Genomic DNA, 22308 nt, shown 5'->3' on the forward strand with positions numbered 1-22308 from the left:
AGAACCCGCACGTGCGCTCCACGCGCGCGTACCGCTCGGCCTCCTCCCGCTCCCCGGTCGCCCTGGTGCCCCTTCCCCGGCGTCAGAACGGCCGCTTCCCCTTTGAGCGGGCGGGGACCTGGTGGTGCGCGGCGGACCGCGCGCCGGCTCAGGACTCTCAGAAGGGCGCATGAGCAGCAACGCGCGACACGTCCCCGTCATGCTCCAGCGCTGCCTGGACATGCTCGCACCCGCTCTCGCCGCACCCGGCGCGGTCGTCGTCGACTGCACCCTGGGCGCGGGCGGGCACAGCGAGGCGCTGCTCAAGGCGTTCCCCGACGCCCGGCTCGTCGCCCTCGACCGCGACCCCACCGCCCTCGCCCTGGCCGGCGAGCGGCTGGCCCCCTTCGGCGAGCGCGCCACACTGGTGCGCGCCGTCTACCACGAGCTCCCCGAGGTGCTGGAGCGGCTCGGCATCCCCAAGGTGCAGGGCGTCCTCTTCGACCTCGGCGTGTCCTCCATGCAGCTGGACGAGGCCGACCGCGGCTTCGCCTACGCCCAGGACGCGCCGCTCGACATGCGCATGGACCAGACGACGGGCATCAGCGCGGCCGAGGTGCTCAACACCTACCCGCCCGGCGAGCTCGTCCGCATCCTGCGCGCCTACGGCGAGGAGAAGCAGGCCAAGCGCATCGTCTCGGCCATCGTGCGCGAGCGCGAGAAGGAGCCCTTCAGCAACAGCGCCCGGCTCGTCGACGTGATCCGCGAGGCGCTGCCGCAGGCCGCCAAGCGCACCGGCGGCAACCCCGCCAAGCGCACCTTCCAGGCGCTGCGCATCGAGGTCAACGCCGAGCTGGCCAGCGTCGAGCAGGCCATCCCGGCCGCCGTCGCCGCGCTCGCCGTCGGCGGCCGGATCGCCGTGCTGTCGTACCAGTCCCTGGAGGACCGCATCGTCAAGCAGGTCTTCGCCGCGGGCGCGGCCAGCACCGCGCCGCCCGGGCTGCCCGTCGTCCCCGAGCGCTACCAGCCCCGGCTGAAGCTGCTCACGCGCGGCGCCGAGCTGCCCACCGAGGAGGAGATCGCCGAGAACCGGCGTGCCGCCCCCGCCCGGCTGCGCGGCGCCGAGCGCATCCGCGAGGACGTGCCGTGAGCCCCGCGGGGCGCGGCCGGGGTGCCCGGCTGGTGCGGCTGCTGCCGATGGGACGCCTGGGGACCAAGCGGACCCCGTTTGTGCTGCTGACCGTCGTGATGCTCGGCTCCGGGCTGATCTCGCTGCTGCTCCTCAACTCCTCGCTCAACCAGGGCTCGTTCGAGCTCAACAAGCTCCAGCGCAGGACGACCGAGCTGACGGACCAGCAGCAGGCCCTGCAGCAGGAGGTCGACCAGCTCGCCGCCCCCGACGCGCTCGCCCGCCGCGCCCGCGAGCTGGGCATGATCCCCGGCGGCAGCCCCGTCTTCCTCCGGCCCGACGGCACCGTCATCGGCAACCCCGCCCCGGCCGGCACCGGCGCCGCCGACAACGCCGCGTACACCGCGCCGGGCGCCCCGCCCCCGGCCGTCGTGCCCCCGCCCCCCGGCGCCCCCCGCCCGGCGGTGCCGGGGCGGCAGCCGGGACCCGTCCTTCCCGCGCAGGTCAGGTAGGTGATGTCGTGACGGCGCCCAGGCAGCCCCGCCGCCCGGTCCCGGGCCCCGCACGGCCCGCTGCACGCCCTCCCGCGCGCCCCCCGCGCCCCGGTACGGGCAACCGGCCGCTCCGGCTGGCCAGTCCGCGCCCCCGGCTCCGGCTGATCGGTGCCGGGCTCACCCTGGTGATGCTGGTCTTCACCGGGCGGCTGCTCCAGGTGCAGGCCCTCGACGCCGGTGCCTACGCGGCCCGGGCCAACGCCCACCGCTACATGCCCGTCACCCTGGCCGCCGAGCGCGGCTCCATCACCGACCGCAACGGTGTGAACCTGGCGACGACCGTCGACGCCTACGACATCACCGCCGACCCCGACCTGCTCACCCCCGAGCGGACCAAGGTGCAGGGCGCGGCCCGGCAGGCCGCCGAACTCCTCGCACCCGTCCTCGACGACGACGCGGACGACATCGAGGCCAAGCTCACGGCCAATCCCAAGTCCAAGTACGTCGTCCTCGCCCGCCGCCAGACCCCCCAGGTCTGGAACAAGATCAAGGCCCTCAAGCAGCAGCAGGCCGAGCGGGCCCGGCACAAGCAGGGGCCGAACGTGCTGGCCGGCGTGGGCCGCGAGGCCCAGGGCAAGCGCGTCTACCCCAACGGGGACCTCGCCGCCGGGACCCTCGGTTTCGTCAACGCACAGGGCCAGGGCGCCGGCGGCATCGAGGGCCAGCTCAACGAGCTCCTGGCGGGCAAGAACGGCAAACGCGTCTACACCCAGACCTCCGGCCGCCAGGTGATCGACGGCAGCCCCTCGGAGCAGGCCGCCGTGCCCGGCTCCGACGTGCAGCTGACCATCGACCGGGACATCCAGTGGGCCGCCCAGGACGCCATCAGCCGCCAGGTGGAGAAGTCCGGGGCGGACCGCGGCTACGTCGTCGTCCAGGACACCCGCACCGGCGAGATCCTGGCCATGGCCGACGCCCCCGGCTACAACCCCAACGACCTCGGCCACGCCGACCCGGCCGCTCTCGGCAACGCAGCCCTCCAGGACGCCTACGAGCCCGGCAGCGTCAGCAAGGTCATGACCATGGCCGCCGTCCTGGAGGAGGGCGTCGCCCGGCCGGACACCCATGTCGAGGTGCCCAACCGGCTGCCGCGCGCCGACCGCTCCTTCGCCGACGACGTCGACCACCCCACCTGGCACCTCACCCTCAACGGCGTGCTCGCCAAGTCCAGCAACATCGGCACCATCCTCGCCAGCGAACAGCTCGGCAAGACCCGCGAGCAGGCCAACGAGGTCCTCTACGGCTATCTGCGCAAATTCGGCATCGGCCGGCCCACCGGCCTGGGCTTCCCCGGCGAGACCCCGGGCCTGCTGGCCAAGCCGGGGGACTGGAAGTCCTCCCGCGCCTACACCATCCCCTTCGGCCAGGGCCTGTCCCTCAACGCCGTGCAGGCCGCCTCCGTGTACTCCACGATCGCGGCCGGCGGCGAGCGCATCCAGCCGACCCTGGTACGCGGCGCCAAGGGCCCCGACGGCCGCTTCACCCCCTCGCCGGCACCCTCCCGGATGCGGGTGGTCGGCGAGAAGACAGCCCACGAGCTCACCGAGATGCTGGAGTCGGTCGTGGACGACCGCGAGGGCACCGGCACCAAGGCGGCCATCCCCGGCTACCGCGTCGCGGGCAAGACCGGCACCTCCAACCGGGTGGATCCGCGCACCGGCCGCTACCACGGCTACACCGCCTCCTTCGCCGGCTTCGCCCCCGCCGACCAGCCCCGGGTCACCGTCTACTGCGCCATCCAGAACCCCACCCAGGGCAGCTACTTCGGCGGGCAGATCTGCGGACCGGTCTTCAAGCAGGTCATGGAGTTCACCCTGAAGTCCCTCCAGGTGCCGCCGTCGGGCTCGCAGGCCCCCCGGCTGCCGGTGAGCTACGACGGCCAGTGAGCCGGGTCCGCCGTGACGACGATCACGCCCGACCCCGGGAACCGCGCCCCGGCACGCCCCTCGCTTCGCGGCGGAGCGGGTGCGCCCGGTACGCTCACCGCCGTGCCCCACGCTGATCAGTACCGCAACACCACCCCCGAGGACGCCCCCCCGGCCACCCCGGGAGCGCCGCGCCCCACCCGGGTCCGCCCCGTGCCGCTCACGGAGCTCGCCGGTCAGCTGGGCATCACCGCTCCCCGGGACGCCGCCGCGACGGCCGTCACCGGGATCACCCACGACTCGCGGGCCGTGCGCCCCGGCGACGTCTACGCCGCCCTGCCCGGCGCCCGCTTCCACGGTGCCGACTTCGCCGCCCAGGCCGCCGGCCTCGGCGCCGCGGCGATCCTGACGGACCCGGCCGGCGCCGAGCGCGCCGCCGTCACCGGCCTGCCGGTGCTCGCCGTGGAGAACCCGCGCGGCCGGATGGGCGCCCTCGCGGCGACGATCTACGGCGAGCCGGGCCGCGACCTGCTGCAGATCGGCATCACCGGCACCTCCGGCAAGACCACCACCGCCTACCTCATCGAGGGCGGCCTGCGCACCGCGGGCGGGCTGACGGGCCTGATCGGCACCGTCGAGTCCCGCATCGGCGACGAGCGCCTGAAATCGGAGCGCACCACCCCCGAGGCCACGGACCTGCAGGCGCTCTTCGCGGTCATGCGCGAGCGCGGCGTCCGCTCGGTCGCCATGGAGGTCTCCAGCCACGCCCTACGGCTCGGCCGCGTGGACGGCTGTGTCTTCGACGTGGCGGTCTTCAACAACCTCAGCCCGGAGCACATGGAGTTCCACTCCGGCATGGAGGACTACTTCGCCGCCAAGGCGGAGCTGTTCACCAAGGAGCGCAGCCGCCTCGGCGTCGTCAACCTCGACGACGAGTACGGGCGCCGGCTCGCCGAGGGCGAGTCCGAGGTGCCGGTCGTCACCTTCTCCGCCGAGGGCCGCCCCGAGGCCGACTGGCGCGCCGTCGACGTCGAGATCGGCCCGTTCGACTCGGCCTTCACCGTGCAGGGCCCCGAGGGCGTGACCGTCCGCGCGAAGTCCCCGCTGGCCGGCCCGTTCAACGTCGCCAACGCGCTCGCCGCGATCGTCGCGCTCGTCGCCGCCGGCCTGGACCCGCAGGCCGCCGCCGACGGCGTCGCCGCCGTGCCCGGCGTCCCGGGCCGCCTGGAGCGCGTCGACGCGGGCCAGCCGTACCTGGCGGTCGTCGACTACGCGCACAAAACGGACGCCGTCGAATCGGTTCTCCGCGCCCTGCGCACGCCCGGCGCCGGCCGTATCCACGCCGTGCTGGGCTGCGGCGGCGACCGGGACCGCACCAAGCGCGCCCCCATGGGCGCGGCACTGGCCCGCCATGCCGACACGGCCGTGCTGACCTCCGACAACCCCCGCTCCGAGGATCCCCTCGCGATCCTCGCCACCATGCTCACGGGCGCCGCCGAGGTGCCGGCCGCCGAGCGCGGCACCGTCCTCGTCCTCGAGGATCGTGCCGCCGCCATCGCCGCCGCCGTCGCCCGAGCCGAACCCGGCGACATCGTCCTGGTCCTGGGCAAGGGCCATGAACAGGGCCAGGACATCGCCGGAGTGGTACGCCCCTTCGACGACCGCCGGGTGCTGCGCGAGGCCATCGAGGCCGAGCGGCCGCGCGCGGCGGCCAAGCACCGGAACGACCAGGGATGACAGACCGCCATGCGCGCACACACCTCCCCCCGGAAGCCCTCCAGAACGGCTGGAGGTGAGGACCGGTGATCGATCTGTCCCTCGCCGAGATCGCCGCCGTCACGGGCGGACAGCAGTACGACATACCGGACCCGGCGCTCGCCGTCACCGGCCCCGTCGTCATCGACTCCCGTGAGGTACGGCCCGGCAGCCTGTTCGCCGCGCTGTCCGGGGACAACGTCGACGGCCACGACTTCGCCGAACGCGCGGCAGCCGCGGGCGCGGTGGCCGTCCTGGCCTCCCGTCCCGTCGGCGTGCCGGCGATCGTGGTCGACGACGTCGTGGCCGCCCTCGGCGCCCTGGCGCGCGCCGTGGTGGCCAAGCTGGGCACCACCGTGGTGGCGCTGACGGGTTCGGCCGGCAAGACCAGCACCAAGGACCTGATCGCCCAGCTCCTGCAGGGCCTCGGCCCGACCGTGTGGACGCCGGGCTCGCTGAACAACGAGATCGGCCTGCCGCTCACCGCGCTGCGCGCCGACGCCGGCACCCGGCACCTCGTCCTGGAGATGGGCGCCCGCGGCATCGGCCACATCCGCTACCTCACGGAGCTCACCCCGCCGCGCATCGGCGTCGTCCTCAACGTCGGCACCGCCCACGTCGGCGAGTTCGGCGGCCGCGAGCAGATCGCCGTGGCCAAGGGCGAGCTGGTGGAGGCGCTGCCCGGGGACGGCATCGCCGTGCTCAACGCCGACGACCCGCTCGTCCGCGCGATGAGCAGCCGTACGAAGGCCCGCACGGTCCTGTTCGGCGAGGCCGCCGACGCGGACATCCGTGCGGTGGACGTCCGTCTCGACGCAACGGGGCGGCCCGCGTTCACGCTTCACACACCCACCGGGTGCGGCGAAGTGACCATGCAGCTGTACGGTGAGCACCACGTGTCGAACGCGCTCGCCGCGGCCGCCGTCGCCCATGAGCTGGGCATGCCCGCGCAGGACATCGCCACCGCGCTCTCCGGTGCGGGCCAGCTCTCGCGCTGGCGCATGGAGGTCACCGAGCGGGCGGACGGCGTGACGGTCGTCAATGACGCCTACAACGCGAACCCCGAGTCCATGAGAGCCGCACTGCGCGCGCTCGCCGCCATGGGCGAGGCCTCACGGGCCCGGGGGGGACGTACGTGGGCGGTGCTCGGCCGGATGGCCGAGCTCGGCGAGGAGTCACTCGCCGAGCACGACGCGGTCGGGCGGCTCGCCGTCCGGCTCAACGTCAGCAAGCTCGTGGCAGTCGGTGACCGGGAAGCGGCCTGGCTGCAGATGGGCGCCTACAACGAGGGTTCGTGGGGTGAGGAGTCGGTGCACGTGTCCGACGCGCAGGCGGCGGTCGACCTGTTGCGCAGCGAGCTGCGCCCGGGAGACGTCGTACTGGTGAAGGCGTCCCGTTCGGTGGGGCTGGAGCGGGTGGCGGAGCAGCTGCTCGCGGTCGACGGTGAGGTCGCCGGCTGATGAACCAGATCCTCTTCGCGGGTGTCATCGGTCTGTTCCTGACCCTCATCGGCACCCCGCTGCTGATCAAGTTCCTGGCCCGCAAGGGCTACGGCCAGTTCATCCGTGACGACGGCCCGCGCGGCCACGCCGGGAAGAAGGGCACGCCCACCATGGGCGGCATCGCCTTCATCCTGGCGACCCTGATCGCCTACGCGATCACCAAGGTGATCACCAGCAAGGAGCCGACCACGTCGGGCCTGCTGGTGCTCTTCCTGACCGCCGGCATGGGCCTGGTCGGCTTCCTCGACGACTACATCAAGATCGTCAAGCAGCGGAGCCTGGGCCTGCGCGCCAAGGCGAAGATGGCCGGCCAGCTGATCGTCGGCATCGCCTTCGCCGTCCTCGCGCTGCAGTTCGCCGACGTCCGGGGCCAGACCCCGGCCTCCACCCGGCTCTCCTTCACCCAGGACTTCGGCTGGTCCATCGGCCCGGTGCTGTTCGTCGTCTGGGCGCTGTTCATGATCCTCGCGATGTCGAACGGCGTGAACCTCACCGACGGCCTCGACGGCCTCGCCACCGGCGCGTCCGTGATGGTCTTCGGCGCGTACGTCTTCATCGGCACCTGGCAGCACGGCCAGTGGTGCGGCAACGCGCTCACCGCCGGCGCCGCCTGCTACGAGGTGCGCGACCCGCTCGACCTCGCCGTCGTCGCCTCCGCGCTGATGGGCTCCTGCTTCGGCTTCCTGTGGTGGAACACCTCGCCCGCCAAGATCTTCATGGGCGACACCGGCTCGCTCGCCCTCGGCGGCGCGCTCGCCGGTCTGGCGATCTGCTCCCGCACCGAACTGCTGCTCGCCCTGCTCGGCGGCCTGTTCGTGCTGATCACCATGTCCGTGATCATCCAGGTCGGCTCCTTCCGGCTCACCGGGAAGCGCGTCTTCCGGATGGCCCCGCTCCAGCACCACTTCGAACTCAAGGGGTGGAGCGAGGTCCTTGTGGTGGTCCGGTTCTGGATCATCCAGGGCCTGTGCGTGGCCGTCGGCCTCGGAATCTTCTACGCGGGATGGCTGGCCATCAAGTGACCTCTGCATGGAGCGGTAAGCACATCACCGTCGCCGGCCTCGGCGTGAGCGGCATCAGCGCCGCCCGCGCCCTGGCCGGCCTCGGCGCCCGCGTCACGGTCGTCGACGGCGGCGACAACGAGGTGCTGCGCGACCGGGCCGCCTCCCTGGCCGCCGGCGACATCACCGTCCGCCTCGGCGACGCGACGACCCTGCCCGAGGGCACCGACCTGGTCGTCACCTCGCCCGGCTGGAAGCCCGACAGCCCGCTGTTCGCGGCCGCCGCGGAGGCGGGCGTCGACGTGGTGGGCGACGTCGAGATCGCCTGGCGGCTGCGCGGCGAGGGCGCCGCCCCCTGGCTCGCCGTCACCGGCACCAACGGCAAGACCACCACCGTGCAGATGCTCGCCTCCATCCTGGAGGCCGCCGGGCTGCGCACCGCCGCCGTCGGCAACATCGGCACCCCGATCATCGACGTCGTGCTCTCCCAGGAGCCGTACGACGTGCTGGCCGTCGAGCTCTCCAGCTACCAGCTGCACTGGGCGCCCTCGCTGCGCGCCCACTCGGCCGCCGTGCTCAACCTGGCGCCCGACCACCTCGACTGGCACGGCTCGATGGCCGCCTACGCCGCCGACAAGGGCCGCATCTACGAGGGCAACAAGGTCGCCTGCATCTACAACGTCGCCGACCCCGCCACCGAGCGCCTGGTCCAGCAGGCCGACGTCGAGGAGGGCTGCCGCGCCATCGGCTTCACCCTCGGCCCGCCCGGCCTGTCCGAACTGGGCGTCGTCGACGGCATCCTGGTGGACCGCGCCTTCGTGCCCGACCGGCGCACCAGTGCCCAGGAGCTGGCCGAGGTCGCCGACATCGCGCCGGCCACCGGTCAGCCCGCCGCCCCGCACAACATCGCCAACGCCCTCGCGGCCGCCGCCCTGGCCCGCGCCTTCGGCGTGGAGCCCGCGGCCGTCCGGGACGGGCTGCGCGCCTTCCGGCCGGACGCCCACCGCATCGCCCACGTCGCCGACGTGGACGGCGTGGCCTACGTGGACGACTCCAAGGCCACCAACACCCATGCCGCCGAGGCCTCGCTGGCCGCGTACGGCTCGATCGTGTGGATCGCGGGCGGCCTCGCCAAGGGCGCCACGTTCGACGAGCTCGTGGCCGCGTCGGCGAAGCGGCTGCGCGGAGTGGTCCTCCTCGGGGCCGACCGCCGTCTGATCGGGGAAGCCCTGGCGCGACACGCACCGGATGTGCCGGTGACCGACCTCGACCGGACCGACACTGGGGCGATGGCCGCGGCGGTCCGCGAGGCGGCACGCCTCGCCCGGCCGGGGGACACCGTCCTCCTGGCCCCGGCGTGTGCCTCGATGGACATGTTCGCCAACTACAACAAGCGCGGCGACGCCTTCGCCGAGGCTGTCCTGGCCCTGGCCGCCGGCCGCGAAGCGGACGCGTAGCCGCCCGGTCCCGCGGCGCGGGCCGGCGGCGCGGGACACTGCGGAGGGGAAACCCGGATGCATGACGACTTCGTGTGGCCCGGCGGCGCCCTCGGCGGGCCGATGGCCCTGCGCGGGCCCTCCGCGGGCTCCCGGCCCGCCCGCCCGCCCCGGGTGCGGGCGACGGCCCGGTCGCCCCGGCCGCCGCGCCGCGGCACCACCGGGCCGCGCGGGCTCTACCTGCGCGCCCGGAAGGCCTGGGACCGGCCGCTGACCGCCTACTACCTGATCCTCGGCGGCAGCCTGCTGATCCTCGTGCTCGGCCTGGTGATGGTCTACTCCGCCTCCCAGATCAAGGCCCTGCAGTCCGGCCTGGCGCCTTCCTACTTCTTCCGCAAGCAGCTGCTCGCCGCCGCCATCGGCTCCGTGCTGCTGCTCGCCGCGGCCCGCACCCCCGTCCGGCTGCTGCGCACCCTGGCGTACCCGCTGCTGGCCGGCTCGGTCTTCCTGCTCTGCCTGGTGCAGGTGCCCGGCATCGGCGAGACCATCAACGGCAACACCAACTGGATCTCGCTGGGCGGGCCGTTCCAGCTCCAGCCGAGCGAGTTCGCCAAGCTCGCGCTGGTCCTGTGGGGCGCGGACCTGCTGGCCCGCAAGCAGGTCAAGCGGCTGCTCCTGCAGTGGAAGCACCTGCTGGTCCCGCTGGTGCCCGTCACCTTCCTGCTGCTCGGCCTGATCATGCTGGGCGGGGACATGGGCACCACGGTCGTGCTCACCGCGGTCCTGCTGGGCCTGCTGTGGGTGGCCGGGGCGCCGACCAAGCTGTTCACCGCCGTCTTCGGCGTCACCGCCGCGCTGGCCATACTGTTCATCAAGACCAGTGCCAACCGGATGTCCCGGCTCGCCTGTATCGGTGCCACCGATCCGGGGACGAACGACCAGTGCTGGCAGGCAGTGCACGGCATCTACGCGCTGGCCAACGGCGGCTGGTTCGGCGCCGGGCTCGGGGCAAGTGTGGAAAAATGGGGTGAACTCCCCGAACCTCACACCGACTTCATCTTCGCCATCACCGGCGAGGAGCTGGGGCTGGCGGGGACGCTGTCGGTACTCGCCCTGTTCGCGGCTCTAGGCTATGCGGGTATCCGCGTGGCCGGACGCACGGAGGACCCCTTCGTGAGGTATGCCGCGGGAGGCGTGACCACCTGGATCATGGCGCAGGCCACGGTCAACATCGGTGCGGTGCTCGGCCTGCTGCCGATCGCCGGGGTCCCGCTCCCGCTGTTCTCCTACGGAGGGTCCGCCCTGCTGCCGACCATGTTCGCCGTCGGGCTGCTGATCGCCTTCGCGCGCGACGAGCCCGGTGCACGGGCGGCACTGGCCATGCGGCAGCCTGGGGTGAGATGGAAGACGATGAGACGGCGCGTCAAGAAGCGACCGTCCGGAGAGCGGTGAATTTCGGTGCATGTCGTACTCGCCGGCGGGGGGACCGCCGGCCACATCGAGCCCGCGCTCGCCCTCGCGGACGCCCTGCGCAGGCAGGACCCGACCGTGGGGATCACGGCGCTCGGCACGGAGCGGGGCCTGGAGACCCGTCTGGTGCCCGAGCGGGGCTATGAGCTGGGGCTGATCCCCGCCGTGCCGCTGCCCCGCAAGCCCACGCCCGAGCTGATCACCGTCCCCGGGCGGCTGCGCGGCACCATCAAGGCCGCCGAGCAGATCCTGGAGCGCACCAAGGCGGATTGCGTGGTCGGCTTCGGCGGCTATGTGGCGCTGCCGGGCTACCTGGCCGCCAAGCGGCGCGGGGTGCCCATCATCGTCCACGAGGCCAACGCCCGTCCCGGCCTGGCCAACAAGATCGGCTCGCGCTACGCCGCCTCGGTGGCGGTGAGCACCCCGGACAGCAAGCTGCGCAACGCCCGTTATGTCGGCATCCCGCTGCGCCGCTCCATCGCCACGCTGGACCGGGCGGCCCTGCGCTTCGAGGCGCGGGCGGCCTTCGGGCTCGACCCCAACCTGCCGACGCTGCTGGTCTCCGGCGGCTCGCAGGGCGCCCGCCGGCTGAACGAGGTCGTCCAGGCGGCCGTGCCGTTCCTCCAGCGTTCCGGCATCCAGGTGCTGCACGCGGTCGGCCCGAAGAACGAGCTGCCGCACGTGGACAACATGCCTGGAATGCCCCCCTATGTCCCGGTACCGTATCTGGACCGGATGGATCTTGCGTACGCCGCGGCCGACATGATGCTCTGCCGCGCGGGCGCGATGACCGTCGCCGAACTGTCGGCCGTCGGCCTCCCCGCGGCCTACGTCCCGCTGCCCATCGGCAACGGCGAGCAGCGACTCAACGCCCAGCCGGTGGTCAAGGCCGGCGGCGGTCTGCTGGTCGACGACGCGGAACTGACCCCCGAGTGGGTGCAGAGCCAGGTGCTCCCGGTGCTCGGCGACCCGCACCGGCTGTACGAGATGTCCCGCGCCGCCGCCGAGTTCGGCCGCCGGGACGCCGACGAGCTGCTGGTCGGCATGGTGTACGAGGCGATTGCCGCACACAGAGCGGGCTGACGGCCCGTAGAGGCAGGAGGCTGGGAGCGTGGCCGGACCGACGACCGCCCGGCGCGGTGGCGAGAAGAGCAACAAGCAGAAGTCTTCGAAGTCAGCGCGGAAACCGGGGTCGTCCGGCCCGCCCCGGCCCGGCGGCAAGCCCCGCAAGGGCCGCCCCCGCATCCCCCGGCCCCGCCCCTCCGGGCTGTCCCGGCGCCGCAGGATCGTCGTCTGGGCGGCGGGCGCGGTGCTGGCGGGCGCCGCCTCCGTCTGGGCGCTGTACGGGGCCGCCTGGCTGCGCGTCAGCCAGGTGGAGGTCGAGGGCACGAAGGTGCTGACGGCCGACGAGGTCCGCGCGGCCGCCCGGGTGCCGCTCGGCGAGCCGCTGGTCTCGGTGGACACCGACGCCATCGCGGACCGGCTGCGCGAGGGGCTGCCCAGGATCCGGACGGTCGATGTCGAACGGTCCTGGCCGCACGCAATCAGTCTCAAAGTGACCGAGCGGCAACCCCAAGTGGTGCTCGAAAAGGGCGGCAAGTTCATCGAAATCGACTCCATGGGCGTGCGGTTCGCCACAGTCGATCAGGTCCCGCAGGGTGCCACGCGGCTGCTGATGGACCCCCAGGACACGCCCGGCGCCGGCGGTTTCGGCGCCGGCCGGCTCGAACGCGAGGCCGTCGAGGTCATGGGCGACCTGCCCCCCGGGGTCCGCAGGGACACCACCGCCGTCCGCGTACGCTCGTACGACTCCATCACCCTGGAGCTGACGGGCGGCAGGACGGTGGTCTGGGGCAGCAGCGAGCGGGGCGAGGCGAAAGCCCGTACGCTCACGGCATTGCTCAAGGCCGCAAGGGGCGCGAACCACTTCGATGTGAGCGCTCCGAGCGCCCCCGCGGTGTCCGGGAGTTGACGCCGCGTAGGTCCGGCCAGCACCCTGGCTGGCTACGGCTATGGGTGATCACATAGGGTGAAAAGAAAAACGGGAGGTTCGGCGTGTTCGTTGAACGCGCGCGCCTTGTCGACTTAGTGTCCTGGTTCAGAGAACCCAGGGAACAGTGACACCGGTAACCCTAAACTTCAACGTTAGGGTTCGGGTCGGCATTGAGAACCGCCCCCAGGCATACGTAACTCGAGGCGAGAGGCCTTCGACGTGGCAGCACCGCAGAACTACCTCGCAGTCATCAAGGTCGTCGGCATCGGCGGCGGTGGCGTGAACGCCATCAACCGGATGATCGAGGTCGGTCTCAAGGGCGTCGAGTTCATCGCGATCAACACCGATGCACAGGCCCTGCTGATGAGCGACGCCGATGTGAAACTCGATGTCGGCCGTGAGCTCACCCGTGGCCTCGGTGCCGGCGCCAACCCCGACGTCGGCCGCAAGGCCGCCGAGGACCACCGCGAGGAGATCGAGGAGGTCCTCAAGGGGGCCGACATGGTCTTCGTGACGGCCGGTGAGGGCGGCGGCACCGGCACCGGCGGCGCGCCCGTCGTGGCCAACATCGCCCGCTCGCTGGGCGCCCTGACGATCGGTGTGGTCACCCGGCCGTTCACCTTCGAGGGCCGCCGCCGCGCCAACCAGGCGGAGGACGGCATCGCGGGGCTGCGCGACGAGGTCGACACCCTCATCGTCATCCCCAACGACCGGCTGCTGTCCATCTCGGACCGCCAGGTCAGCGTGCTGGACGCGTTCAAGTCCGCGGACCAGGTGCTGCTGTCGGGCGTCCAGGGCATCACCGACCTGATCACCACCCCGGGTCTGATCAACCTCGACTTCGCCGACGTCAAGTCCGTGATGTCCGAGGCCGGCTCGGCCCTCATGGGCATCGGTTCGGCCCGCGGCGACGACCGCGCGGTGGCCGCGGCCGAGATGGCGATCTCCTCGCCGCTGCTGGAGGCGTCCATCGACGGCGCCCGTGGCGTCCTGCTCTCCATCTCCGGCGGCTCGGACCTCGGTCTCTTCGAGATCAACGAGGCCGCGCAGCTGGTCAGCGAGGCCGCCCACCCCGAGGCCAACATCATCTTCGGTGCCGTCATCGACGACGCCCTGGGCGACGAGGTCCGCGTCACGGTCATCGCCGCCGGCTTCGACGGCGGACAGCCGCCGGCCAAGGGCAGCCGCGACAAGGTGCTGGGCTCCCCCTACGGTTCCGGCCGCGAGGAGAGCACCGCCTCCACCCCGGCCCCCGGCCGCCCGGCCACCGCGCCGGAGACGCAGTCCCGTCCGTCCTTCGGCGGTCTCGGCAATGTGACCCCGCGCACCGAGGAGCCCGCACCGGTGGACCCGTCCCCGGTCGCCGAGGTGCCCCCGCCGCCGGCCCCGCCCATCCCGCCGGCCCGTCCGTACCAGGACTCGACGGCCGAGGAACTGGACGTCCCGGACTTCCTCAAGTAAGCGACCAGGAACGGGTGAACGGGCCCACGTGATAGGGCAGCAGCACACAGTGCCCCCCGCAGCACATACGGCACACGCACGCGGCGCGCACTTCGCCTTCACCGACAGGTGGGGCGGAGTGAGCGCCGCTCCGTATGCGGAGCTCAACCTCGGCGGCGCGGTCGGCGACGACCCGGAGGCCGTCCTGGCCAACCGGGCGCGTGCGGCCGGGGCCCTCGGGCTCGACCCGGCGGCGGTCGTCTGGATGAACCAGGTGCACGGCCGCGATGTGGCCGTGGTGGATGGACCCTGGCGGACCGGTGAGATCCCGGCCGTCGACGCCGTGGTGACGGCCCGTCGGGGCCTGGCCCTCGCGGTGCTGACCGCCGACTGCACCCCGGTGCTGCTGGCGGACCCGGTCGCCGGGGTCGCGGGCGCGGCCCATGCCGGCCGGCCGGGACTCGTCGCCGGTGTCGTGCCGGCCGTGGTCGAGGCCATGACCGGGCTCGGCGCCGAGCCGGACCGGATCGTCGCCCACCTCGGCCCCTCGGTCTGCGGACTCTGCTACGAGGTGCCGGCGGCCATGCGCGACGAGGTCGCCGCGGTGGTCCCGGAGGCCCGGGCCACCACCCGGCAGGGCACCCCGGCCGTGGACGTGGCCCGGGGCGTCGCCGCCCAGCTCGCCCGGCTGGGCGTCACGGTCGGCGGGAGATCCGGCGTCTGCACGCTGGAGTCCGCGGACCACTTCTCCTACCGACGCGAGCGCATGACGGGGCGACTCGCCAGTTATGTCTGGCTGGACTGAGCAGTGACGGACCGTAGAACCCAACTGGCCGGGAACCTCGCCCGGGTGGAGGAACGTATCGCCGCCGCCTGCGCCGCGGCCGGCCGGCCGCGGGACGAGGTGACGCTCATCGTGGTCACCAAGACCTACCCGGCGAGCGACGTCCGCCTCCTCGCGGAGCTGGGGGTCCGTCACGTCGCCGAGAACCGCGACCAGGACGCCGCTCCCAAGGCGGCGGAGTGTTCGGATCTGCCTCTGACTTGGCATTTTGTTGGTCAATTGCAGACAAACAAAGTGCGTTCGGTGGTCCGGTACGCCGACGTCGTGCACTCCGTCGACCGAACCCGACTGGTCACGGCGCTCTCGACGGCCGCGGTGAACGCGGGCCGGGAGCTCGACTGCCTGGTCCAGGTGGCACTTGACGCGGAGTCGGGCGAGCGGGGCGAGCGCGGCGGAGCGGCACCGGACGGGGTGGCGGAACTGGCCGACGCCCTCGCGTCGGCCGAAGGGCTGCGACCCGCAGGACTGATGACGGTTGCTCCACTTGCCGGGCCGTTCGCGGGACGGCCGCGGGCGGCCTTCGAGCGGCTGATGGAAATCTCAACGGACCTGCGCGCGGCCCATCCTGCTGCGAACATGGTGTCAGCAGGGATGAGCGCGGACCTCGAAGAAGCCGTTGCGGCCGGTGCGACACATGTACGTGTCGGCTCGGCGGTACTCGGAGTCCGACCCCGGCTCGGGTAACGTCGCCAAGAAGTCGGACCACAGCAGAAAATATGGTCATTCCCGTCAAAAGGCGGGTGGACCACGTGGATCCGGGCCCGTTGACGGAGCCGATCCACCACAGAGCGGAGGACGCAGAGAATGGCCGGCGCGATGCGCAAGATGGCGGTCTACCTCGGCCTCGTGGAGGACGATGGGTACGACGGCCCGGGGTTCGACCCCGACGACGAGTTCGAGCCCGAGCCGGAGCCCGACCGGCGTCGGCAGCACCAGACCCACCAAACCCAACAGGCGCAATCGGACGAACCGGTTCGAGTCGCCCAGCCGCCCGCCCAGCGCGAACCGGCTCCGCTCGTAGCGGAAACGGGACGACCCGCCCGAATCGCCCCCGTGTCGTCCATCACACCCGAACGCCACTCTCTGGAGAAGAACGCACCGGTGATCATGCCCAAGGTTGTGTCCGAGCGGGAGCCCTACCGCATCACGACATTGCACCCCCGGACCTACAACGAGGCCCGTACCATCGGGGAACACTTCCGCGAAGGTACTCCGGTGATCATGAATCTCACGGAGATGGACGACACCGACGCGAAGCGACTTGTCGACTTTGCGGCCGGTCTGGTCTTCGGACTGCACGGCAGCATCGAGCGGGTGACGCAGAAGGTGTTCCTGCTGTCTCCTGCTAACGTCGATGTCACGGCGGAGGACAAGGCCCGCATCGCAGAGGGTGGGTTCTTCAACCAGAGCTGAGACGCAAGACCGGGCAATCCGGGCAAACGGCCAGTCAGGCCGAGCAGTACGAGCAACAGGGGAGAGGGACGCGCGAGATGGGAATCGCACAGCAGGTGATCTACATCGCGCTGTACTGCTTCCTGATCGTGCTGATCTTCCGACTGGTGATGGACTACGTCTTCCAGTTCGCCCGCTCATGGCAACCCGGTAAGGCGATGGTGGTCCTCCTGGAGGCCACCTACACTGTCACCGATCCGCCACTCAAGCTTCTGCGGCGGGTCATCCCGCCGCTGCGTCTCGGGGGCGTGGCGCTCGACCTGTCCTTCTTCGTACTGATGATCATCGTCTACATCCTGATCACCGTCGTGAGCCGGCTGTGAACGCGGCTGTGAACGATACGGTCTTGCCGATTGCCGACGACTACGTTGAGGTGAAGAAGAGATGCCGCTGAGCCCCGAGGACGTGCGGAACAAGCAGTTCACGACCGTCCGTCTCCGAGAAGGCTATGACGAGGACGAGGTCGATGCCTTTCTCGACGAGGTCGAGGCCGAACTGACCCGCCTGCTCCGGGAGAACGAGGACCTGCGCGCCAAGCTGGCCGCCGCCACGCGGGCCGCCGCGCAGAACCAGCAGCAGAACATGCGCAAGCCCGAGCCGCAGGATCAACGGCCCGGCGCTCCGGTGCCCGCTGCCATATCCGGACCGCAGCCTGTGCCGCCGAACCAGCAGCAGATGGGCGGCCCGCCGCAGCTTCCGGGCGGTGCCCCGCAGCTGCCGGCCGGCCCCGGCGGACACGGCCACGGCCCGCAGGGTCCCCACGGTCCCGGCCCGATGGGCCAGAACGGACCGATGGGCGGCCCCATGGGCGGACCCATGGGACAGAACGGTCCGATGGGTCAGAACGGACCGATGGGGCAGAACCCCATGGGCCAGGGCGGCCCCATGGGCGGTCCTCAGCTGCCGCAGCCGGGCCAGGGCCCGGGTGGCGACAGCGCGGCCCGCGTCCTCTCGCTCGCGCAGCAGACCGCCGACCAGGCGATCGCGGAGGCCCGTTCCGAGGCCAACAAGATCGTCGGCGAGGCGCGCAGCCGTGCCGAGGGTCTGGAGCGGGACGCCCGTGCCAAGGCGGACGCCCTGGAGCGGGACGCGCAGGAGAAGCACCGGGTGGCGATGGGCTCGCTGGAGTCCGCCCGCGCCACGCTGGAGCGCAAGGTCGAGGACCTGCGCGGCTTCGAGCGCGAGTACCGCACCCGGCTGAAGTCCTATCTGGAGAGCCAGCTGCGTCAGCTGGAGAACCAGGCGGACGACTCGCTGGCGCCGCCGCGCACCCCGGCCGCCGCGTCGCTGCCGCCGGCCCCCTCGATGAGCGGGTCGATGGCCTCGGCCGGTGCCGGTATGGGCGGTCACTCCATGGGCGGCAACCAGTCCATGGGCGGCCACGGCGGTCCGTCGACGGGTGCCCCGTCGTACGGCGGTCAGCAGCAGATGTCGCCTGCGATGACCCAGCCGATGGCACCGGTGCGGCCGCAGGGCCCGCAGCCGATGCAGGCGCCTTCGCCGATGCGTGGGTTCCTCATCGATGAGGACGACAACTGACGGCAGTCAGCCGACATATGGGCCGGGGCCCCTGGGATTTCCCAGGGGCCCCGGCCCATATCCGTGCTCCCTCTCGGGGCAAGCGAACGCCCCCGGCGCCGAAGCGCCGGGGGCGTCAGCTTTCGGGCTACGCCTTACGGAGGCGGAACGTCAGTCCGAGGCTCTCGTCAGAGAACGGCGCACCGTAGGAGTCGTCGGCCTCGCCGGAGGCGAAGTCGGTTGCCAGGACCTCGTCCGCGATGAGCGTCGCGTGCTCGCCGAGGGCGGTCACGACCTCCTCGTCACCGGACTGCCAGCGCAACGCGATGCGGTCCGCCACGTCCAGGCCGCTGTTCTTGCGCGCCTCCTGGATCAGCCGGATCGCGTCGCGCGCGAGGCCCGCCCGCTTCAGCTCCGGGGTGATCTCCAGGTCGAGGGCGACGGTGGCGCCCGAGTCGGAGGCCACCGACCAGCCCTCGCGCGGGGTCTCGGTGATGATGACCTCGTCGGGGGAGAGCGTCACGGTCTCGCCGTCGACCTCGACCGAGGCCGTTCCCTCGCGCAGTGCGAGGGAGAGGGCGGCGGCGTCCGCGGCGGCGACGGCCTTGGCCACGGCCTGGACGCCCTTGCCGAAGCGCTTGCCCAGCGCACGGAAGTTGGCCTTGGCCGTGGTGTCGACCAGCGAGCCGCCCACCTCGGAGAGCGAGGCCAGGGAGGAGACGTTCAGCTCCTCCGCGATCTGGGCGCGCAGCTCGGCACCGAGGGTCTCGAAGCCGGCCGCCGCGACCAGCGCACGGGACAGCGGCTGGCGGGTCTTGACGCCGGACTCGGCGCGCGTCGCGCGGCCGAGTTCGACCAGGCGGCGGACCAGCAGCATCTGCCGGGACAGCTCCGGGTCGACGAGCGCGGTGTCGGCCTTCGGCCAGTCGGCCAGGTGCACCGAGGCCGGGGCCTGGGGGTCGACCGGCACGACCAGGTCCTGCCAGACCCGCTCGGTGATGAACGGGACCAGAGGGGCCATCAGGCGGGTGACGGTCTCGACGACCTCGTGCAGCGTGCGCAGCGCGGCCGCGTCGCCCTGCCAGAAACGGCGGCGGCAGCGGCGCACGTACCAGTTGGACAGGTCGTCCACGAAGGACGACAGCAGCTTGCCGGCGCGCTGGGTGTCGTAGGCCTCCAGGGCCTGGGTGACCTGGTCGGTCAGCGTGTTGAGCTCGCCGAGCAGCCAGCGGTCGATCAGCGGGCGGTCCGCCGGGGCCGGGTCCGCGGCACTCGGGGCCCAGCCGGAGGTCCGGGCGTACAGGGCCTGGAAGGCGACCGTGTTCCAGTAGGTGAGGAGCGTCTTGCGGACGACTTCCTGGATGGTGCCGTGGCCCACGCGGCGCGCGGACCAGGGGGAGCCGCCCGCGGCCATGAACCAGCGGACCGCATCCGCGCCGTGCTGGTCCATCAGCGGGATGGGCTGGAGGATGTTGCCCAGGTGCTTGGACATCTTCCGGCCGTCCTCGGCCAGGATGTGACCGAGGCAGACCACGTTCTCGTACGACGACTTGTCGAAGACGAGCGTGCCGACGGCCATCAGGGTGTAGAACCAGCCGCGCGTCTGGTCGATGGCCTCGGAGATGAACTGCGCCGGGTAGCGGCTCTCGAACAGCTCCTTGTTCCGGTACGGGTAGCCCCACTGCGCGAAGGGCATCGAACCCGAGTCGTACCAGGCGTCGATGACCTCGGGCACCCGGACGGCCGTGTGCGAGCAGCCCTCGGTCGTGCAGCCGAAGGTGACGTCGTCGATGTACGGGCGGTGCGGGTCCAGTCCGCTCTGGTCGGTGCCGGTGAGCTCGGTGAGCTCGGCCAGCGAGCCGACGCAGGTGAGGTGGCCCTCCTCGCAGCGCCAGATGGGCAGCGGGGTGCCCCAGTAGCGGTTGCGGGAGAGCGCCCAGTCGATGTTGTTGTTCAGCCAGTCGCCGAAGCGGCCGTGCTTGACCGACTCCGGGAACCAGTTGGTCTTCTCGTTCTCCTCCAGCAGCCGGTCCTTCACCGCCGTCGTGCGGATGTACCAGGACGGCTGGGCGTAGTAGAGGAGCGCGGTGTGGCAGCGCCAGCAGTGCGGGTAGCTGTGCTCGTAGGCGACGTGCTTGAAGAGCAGGCCGCGGGCGTCCAGGTCGGCGACGAGTTTCTCGTCGGCCTTCTTGAAGAAGGTGCCGCCGACGAGGCCGAGGCCCTCCTCGAAGGTGCCGTCGGGGCGGACCGGGTTGACGACCGGGAGGCCGTAGGCGCGGCAGGTCTTGAGGTCGTCCTCACCGAAGGCCGGGGCCTGGTGGACCAGACCGGTGCCGTCCTCGGTGGTGACGTACTCGGCGTTGACGACGAAGTTGGCGCCTTCCAACTCGACCAGGTCGAACGGGCGGCGGTACGCCCAGCGCTCCATCTCTCGGCCGGTGAAGGACTGGCCGGTCGCCGTCCAGCCCTCGCCGAGGGCCTTTTCCAGCAGCGGCTCGGCGACGACCAGCTTCTCGTTGCCGTCCGTGGCCACCACGTAGGTGACGTCCGGGTGCGCGGCGGCGGCCGTGTTCGAGACGAGGGTCCACGGGGTGGTCGTCCACACCAGCAGCGCGGCCTCGCCGGCCAGCGGGCCGGAGGTCAGCGGGAAGCGGACGTAGACGGACGGGTCGACGACCGTCTCGTAGCCCTGGGCCAGTTCGTGGTCGGACAGGCCGGTGCCGCAGCGGGGGCACCAAGGGGCGACCCGGTGGTCCTGGACCAGCAGGCCCTTGTCGAAGATCTGCTTCAGCGACCACCAGACGGACTCGATGTACTCCGGGTTCATCGTCCGGTAGGCGCCGTCCAGGTCCGTCCAATAGCCCATGCGGGTGGTGAGCTCGGCGAACGCGTCCGTGTGGCGCGTCACGGACTCACGGCACTTGGCGTTGAACTCGGCGATGCCGTACTTCTCGATGTCCTGCTTGCCCGAGAAGCCGAGCTCCTTCTCGACGGCGAGCTCGACCGGCAGGCCGTGGCAGTCCCAGCCGGCCTTGCGGGCCACGTGGTAGCCCTGCATGGTGCGGAAGCGGGGGAAGACGTCCTTGAAGACGCGGGCCTCGATGTGGTGCGCGCCGGGCATGCCGTTGGCGGTGGGCGGGCCCTCGTAGAACACCCACTCGGGGCGGCCCTCGGACTGGGCGAGGGTACGGTCGAAGATCTTCTGCTCGTGCCAGAACTCGAGCACGGCGTGCTCCAGGGCGGGCAGGTCGACCTGAGCGGGTACCTGGCGGTACTGCGTCATCTGCTTCCTCCGGCGGGACGTTTGTGCGCTGTCCGTCGGAGGGACGAGAAACGCGCTGCGGCTCCCGCGGTACCACCCTCCTTGGCCGCGGACCTGTGGCCCCCGGCCCCCTCATTGGGGTCGCGATGCCGGTTCTACTGACCCGTACGGGCGTTCTTCCGGCGGCTCCGGGCTGATCTTCGCTCCGCGCACGCCCCCGGGCTCGCACCGTCCCCGGATCGCTGGTGGCTGCGTGCGGCGCTACTGGTCCCTTCCACGCCTTTCGCTGCGCCCAGTGTACGGGGCGCAGCGCACCGCGGCCGACCGGAATTACGGGCTCAGCGCCCGCATCCGGTTACAGGGCCGGGGGCGGGGCACAACGGAGGAGACCGGCGTGGCCCGTTGCCGCGTGGACTGAGCCGATTTATCGTTCCCGCACGATTCACGCGCAAGATCATAAAATGTGAAGGGATCGGCGGCCATGGTGGCGGAGAAGGGTGCCGGGGCGGCTGCGCCGCAGGCCGGGAGGTCCGCGGCGAAGTCCGCGGCCGCGGACCTCGCCAAGAAGGCTGCCGCTTCTGCCGGGCGGGCCGCCGGCGCCGGGGCGGCGAAGACCGCCGCCTCGGCCAAGAAGTCCGTCGGCGGGGCGAAGAAGGCTGCGCCGTCGGCCAAGGCGTCCGCTTCCGCGGCGAAGGGTGAGGCTGCGGCGGCCAGGAAGTCCGCCGCTGCAGCGAAGAAGGGCGCGGCGTCGGCCAGGAAGACGGCTGCCGAGGCTGAGGGTGCTGTGCCGGCGAAAGGGTCCTCCGCTGTCGTGGAGAAGAAGGGTGCGTCGGCCAAGAAGACCGCCGCCGCGGGCGAGCGGGCTGCTCCCGCGAAGGGGGCCGGCGCCGCAGGCAAGAAGGCCGCGTCGGCCGGCAGGGCGGCCGTGGCCGCGGAGCGGGGCGCTTCCGCGAAGAAGCCTGCTGCTGCGGCGAAGGGGACCGGGGCGTCGGCCAAGAAGACTGCGTCGGCCGGCAAGACGGCTGCCGTGGCCGAGAGGTCCGCTTCCGCGGCGAAGGGTGAGGCTGCGCCGGCCAGGGAGTCCGCTGCTGCAGCGAAGAAGAGCGCA

17 protein-coding genes and 1 pseudogene are annotated in these 22308 nt (G+C 72.1%); 17 read left to right on the forward strand and 1 reads right to left on the reverse strand.

The window, feature by feature from the left end:
- Positions 1-169: 169 nt before the first annotated feature.
- The 16 genes from rsmH to HG542_RS19085 all read left to right on the forward strand — a co-directional run bounded on the left by rsmH (position 170) and on the right by HG542_RS19085 (position 17959).
- Entirely contained in the window at positions 170-1129 is a 960-nt protein-coding gene (gene rsmH, locus HG542_RS19010) for a 16S rRNA (cytosine(1402)-N(4))-methyltransferase RsmH (RefSeq protein WP_171083012.1), read from the forward strand.
- A complete protein-coding gene (gene ftsL / locus HG542_RS19015) occupies positions 1126-1620 on the forward strand; it encodes a cell division protein FtsL (protein ID WP_373313164.1) in 495 nt (164 codons plus the stop codon). The genes rsmH and ftsL overlap by 4 nt, the downstream gene beginning before the upstream one ends.
- Positions 1621-1628: 8 nt before the next feature.
- The gene (locus tag HG542_RS19020; protein WP_171083014.1) at positions 1629-3548 is read left to right on the forward strand and encodes a peptidoglycan D,D-transpeptidase FtsI family protein; all 1920 of its coding nucleotides are present in this window, start codon (positions 1629-1631) and stop codon (positions 3546-3548) included.
- 12 nt (positions 3549-3560) lie between these two features.
- Positions 3561-5264 (forward strand): UDP-N-acetylmuramoyl-L-alanyl-D-glutamate--2,6-diaminopimelate ligase, encoded by a 1704-nt coding sequence (locus HG542_RS19025; RefSeq protein WP_171083016.1) that lies wholly within the window; start codon positions 3561-3563, stop codon positions 5262-5264.
- 65 nt (positions 5265-5329) lie between these two features.
- Positions 5330-6742 carry a UDP-N-acetylmuramoyl-tripeptide--D-alanyl-D-alanine ligase gene (locus tag HG542_RS19030; protein WP_171083018.1) on the forward strand — a complete coding sequence of 471 codons (1413 nt, stop codon included), beginning with the start codon at positions 5330-5332 and terminating at the stop codon, positions 6740-6742.
- A complete protein-coding gene (gene mraY, locus HG542_RS19035) occupies positions 6742-7806 on the forward strand; it encodes a phospho-N-acetylmuramoyl-pentapeptide-transferase (RefSeq protein WP_171083020.1) in 1065 nt (354 codons plus the stop codon). The genes HG542_RS19030 and mraY overlap by 1 nt, the downstream gene beginning before the upstream one ends.
- Entirely contained in the window at positions 7803-9242 is a 1440-nt protein-coding gene (gene murD, locus HG542_RS19040; protein WP_227725123.1) for a UDP-N-acetylmuramoyl-L-alanine--D-glutamate ligase, read from the forward strand. The genes mraY and murD overlap by 4 nt, the downstream gene beginning before the upstream one ends.
- 102 nt (positions 9243-9344) lie before the next feature.
- A complete protein-coding gene (ftsW, locus tag HG542_RS19045; RefSeq protein ID WP_171083055.1) occupies positions 9345-10673 on the forward strand; it encodes a putative lipid II flippase FtsW in 1329 nt (442 codons plus the stop codon).
- A 6-nt stretch (positions 10674-10679) separates the two neighbouring features.
- Entirely contained in the window at positions 10680-11774 is a 1095-nt protein-coding gene (gene murG / locus HG542_RS19050) for an undecaprenyldiphospho-muramoylpentapeptide beta-N-acetylglucosaminyltransferase (RefSeq protein ID WP_171083023.1), read from the forward strand.
- 28 nt (positions 11775-11802) lie between these two features.
- On the forward strand, positions 11803-12663 hold the full coding sequence (locus HG542_RS19055) for a cell division protein FtsQ/DivIB (RefSeq protein ID WP_171083026.1): 861 nt from the start codon (positions 11803-11805) through the stop codon (positions 12661-12663).
- 240 nt (positions 12664-12903) lie between these two features.
- On the forward strand, positions 12904-14145 hold the full coding sequence (gene ftsZ, locus HG542_RS19060; protein WP_171083027.1) for a cell division protein FtsZ: 1242 nt from the start codon (positions 12904-12906) through the stop codon (positions 14143-14145).
- 28 nt (positions 14146-14173) lie between these two features.
- Positions 14174-14929, forward strand: a complete 756-nt coding sequence (gene pgeF, locus HG542_RS19065; protein ID WP_373313163.1) for a peptidoglycan editing factor PgeF — start codon at positions 14174-14176, stop codon at positions 14927-14929.
- A 3-nt stretch (positions 14930-14932) separates the two neighbouring features.
- A complete protein-coding gene (locus HG542_RS19070; protein WP_171083031.1) occupies positions 14933-15652 on the forward strand; it encodes a YggS family pyridoxal phosphate-dependent enzyme in 720 nt (239 codons plus the stop codon).
- Positions 15653-15772: 120 nt separating this feature from the next.
- Positions 15773-16381: a cell division protein SepF gene (locus tag HG542_RS19075; RefSeq protein ID WP_171083033.1), complete on the forward strand. Its 609-nt coding sequence runs from the start codon at positions 15773-15775 to the stop codon at positions 16379-16381.
- A gap of 77 nt (positions 16382-16458) precedes the next feature.
- On the forward strand, positions 16459-16743 hold the full coding sequence (locus HG542_RS19080; protein WP_086567466.1) for a YggT family protein: 285 nt from the start codon (positions 16459-16461) through the stop codon (positions 16741-16743).
- 61 nt (positions 16744-16804) lie between these two features.
- Positions 16805-17959, forward strand: a complete 1155-nt coding sequence (locus HG542_RS19085; protein WP_171083035.1) for a DivIVA domain-containing protein — start codon at positions 16805-16807, stop codon at positions 17957-17959.
- 127 nt (positions 17960-18086) lie between these two features.
- On the opposite strand, the gene ileS is transcribed toward HG542_RS19085, so the two are convergent.
- On the reverse strand, positions 18087-21221 hold the full coding sequence (ileS, locus tag HG542_RS19090; protein ID WP_171083037.1) for an isoleucine--tRNA ligase: 3135 nt from the start codon (positions 21219-21221) through the stop codon (positions 18087-18089).
- 460 nt (positions 21222-21681) lie between these two features.
- Here ileS and HG542_RS19095 point away from each other — a divergent pair.
- Positions 21682-22308 (forward strand): annotated as a pseudogene (locus HG542_RS19095) (hypothetical protein); the annotation flags it as partial.

The sequence above is a fragment of the Streptomyces morookaense genome (assembly GCF_013030945.1).
In the GTDB taxonomy this organism is placed as follows: Bacteria; Actinomycetota; Actinomycetes; order Streptomycetales; family Streptomycetaceae; genus Streptomyces; species Streptomyces morookaensis.

Bases quoted from the DNA above. Each gene is read 5' to 3' on its own strand.
- ftsW (WP_171083055.1), top strand. From the start codon at position 9,345: ATGGCCCTGCGCGGGCCCTCCGCGGGCTCCCGGCCCGCCCGCCCGCCC.
- HG542_RS19075 (WP_171083033.1), top strand. From the start codon at position 15,773: ATGGCCGGCGCGATGCGCAAGATGGCGGTCTACCTCGGCCTCGTGGAG.
- ileS (WP_171083037.1), bottom strand. From the start codon at position 21,221: ATGACGCAGTACCGCCAGGTACCCGCTCAGGTCGACCTGCCCGCCCTG.
- HG542_RS19080 (WP_086567466.1), top strand. From the start codon at position 16,459: ATGGGAATCGCACAGCAGGTGATCTACATCGCGCTGTACTGCTTCCTG.
- HG542_RS19085 (WP_171083035.1), top strand. From the start codon at position 16,805: ATGCCGCTGAGCCCCGAGGACGTGCGGAACAAGCAGTTCACGACCGTC.
- mraY (WP_171083020.1), top strand. From the start codon at position 6,742: ATGAACCAGATCCTCTTCGCGGGTGTCATCGGTCTGTTCCTGACCCTC.
- rsmH (WP_171083012.1), top strand. From the start codon at position 170: ATGAGCAGCAACGCGCGACACGTCCCCGTCATGCTCCAGCGCTGCCTG.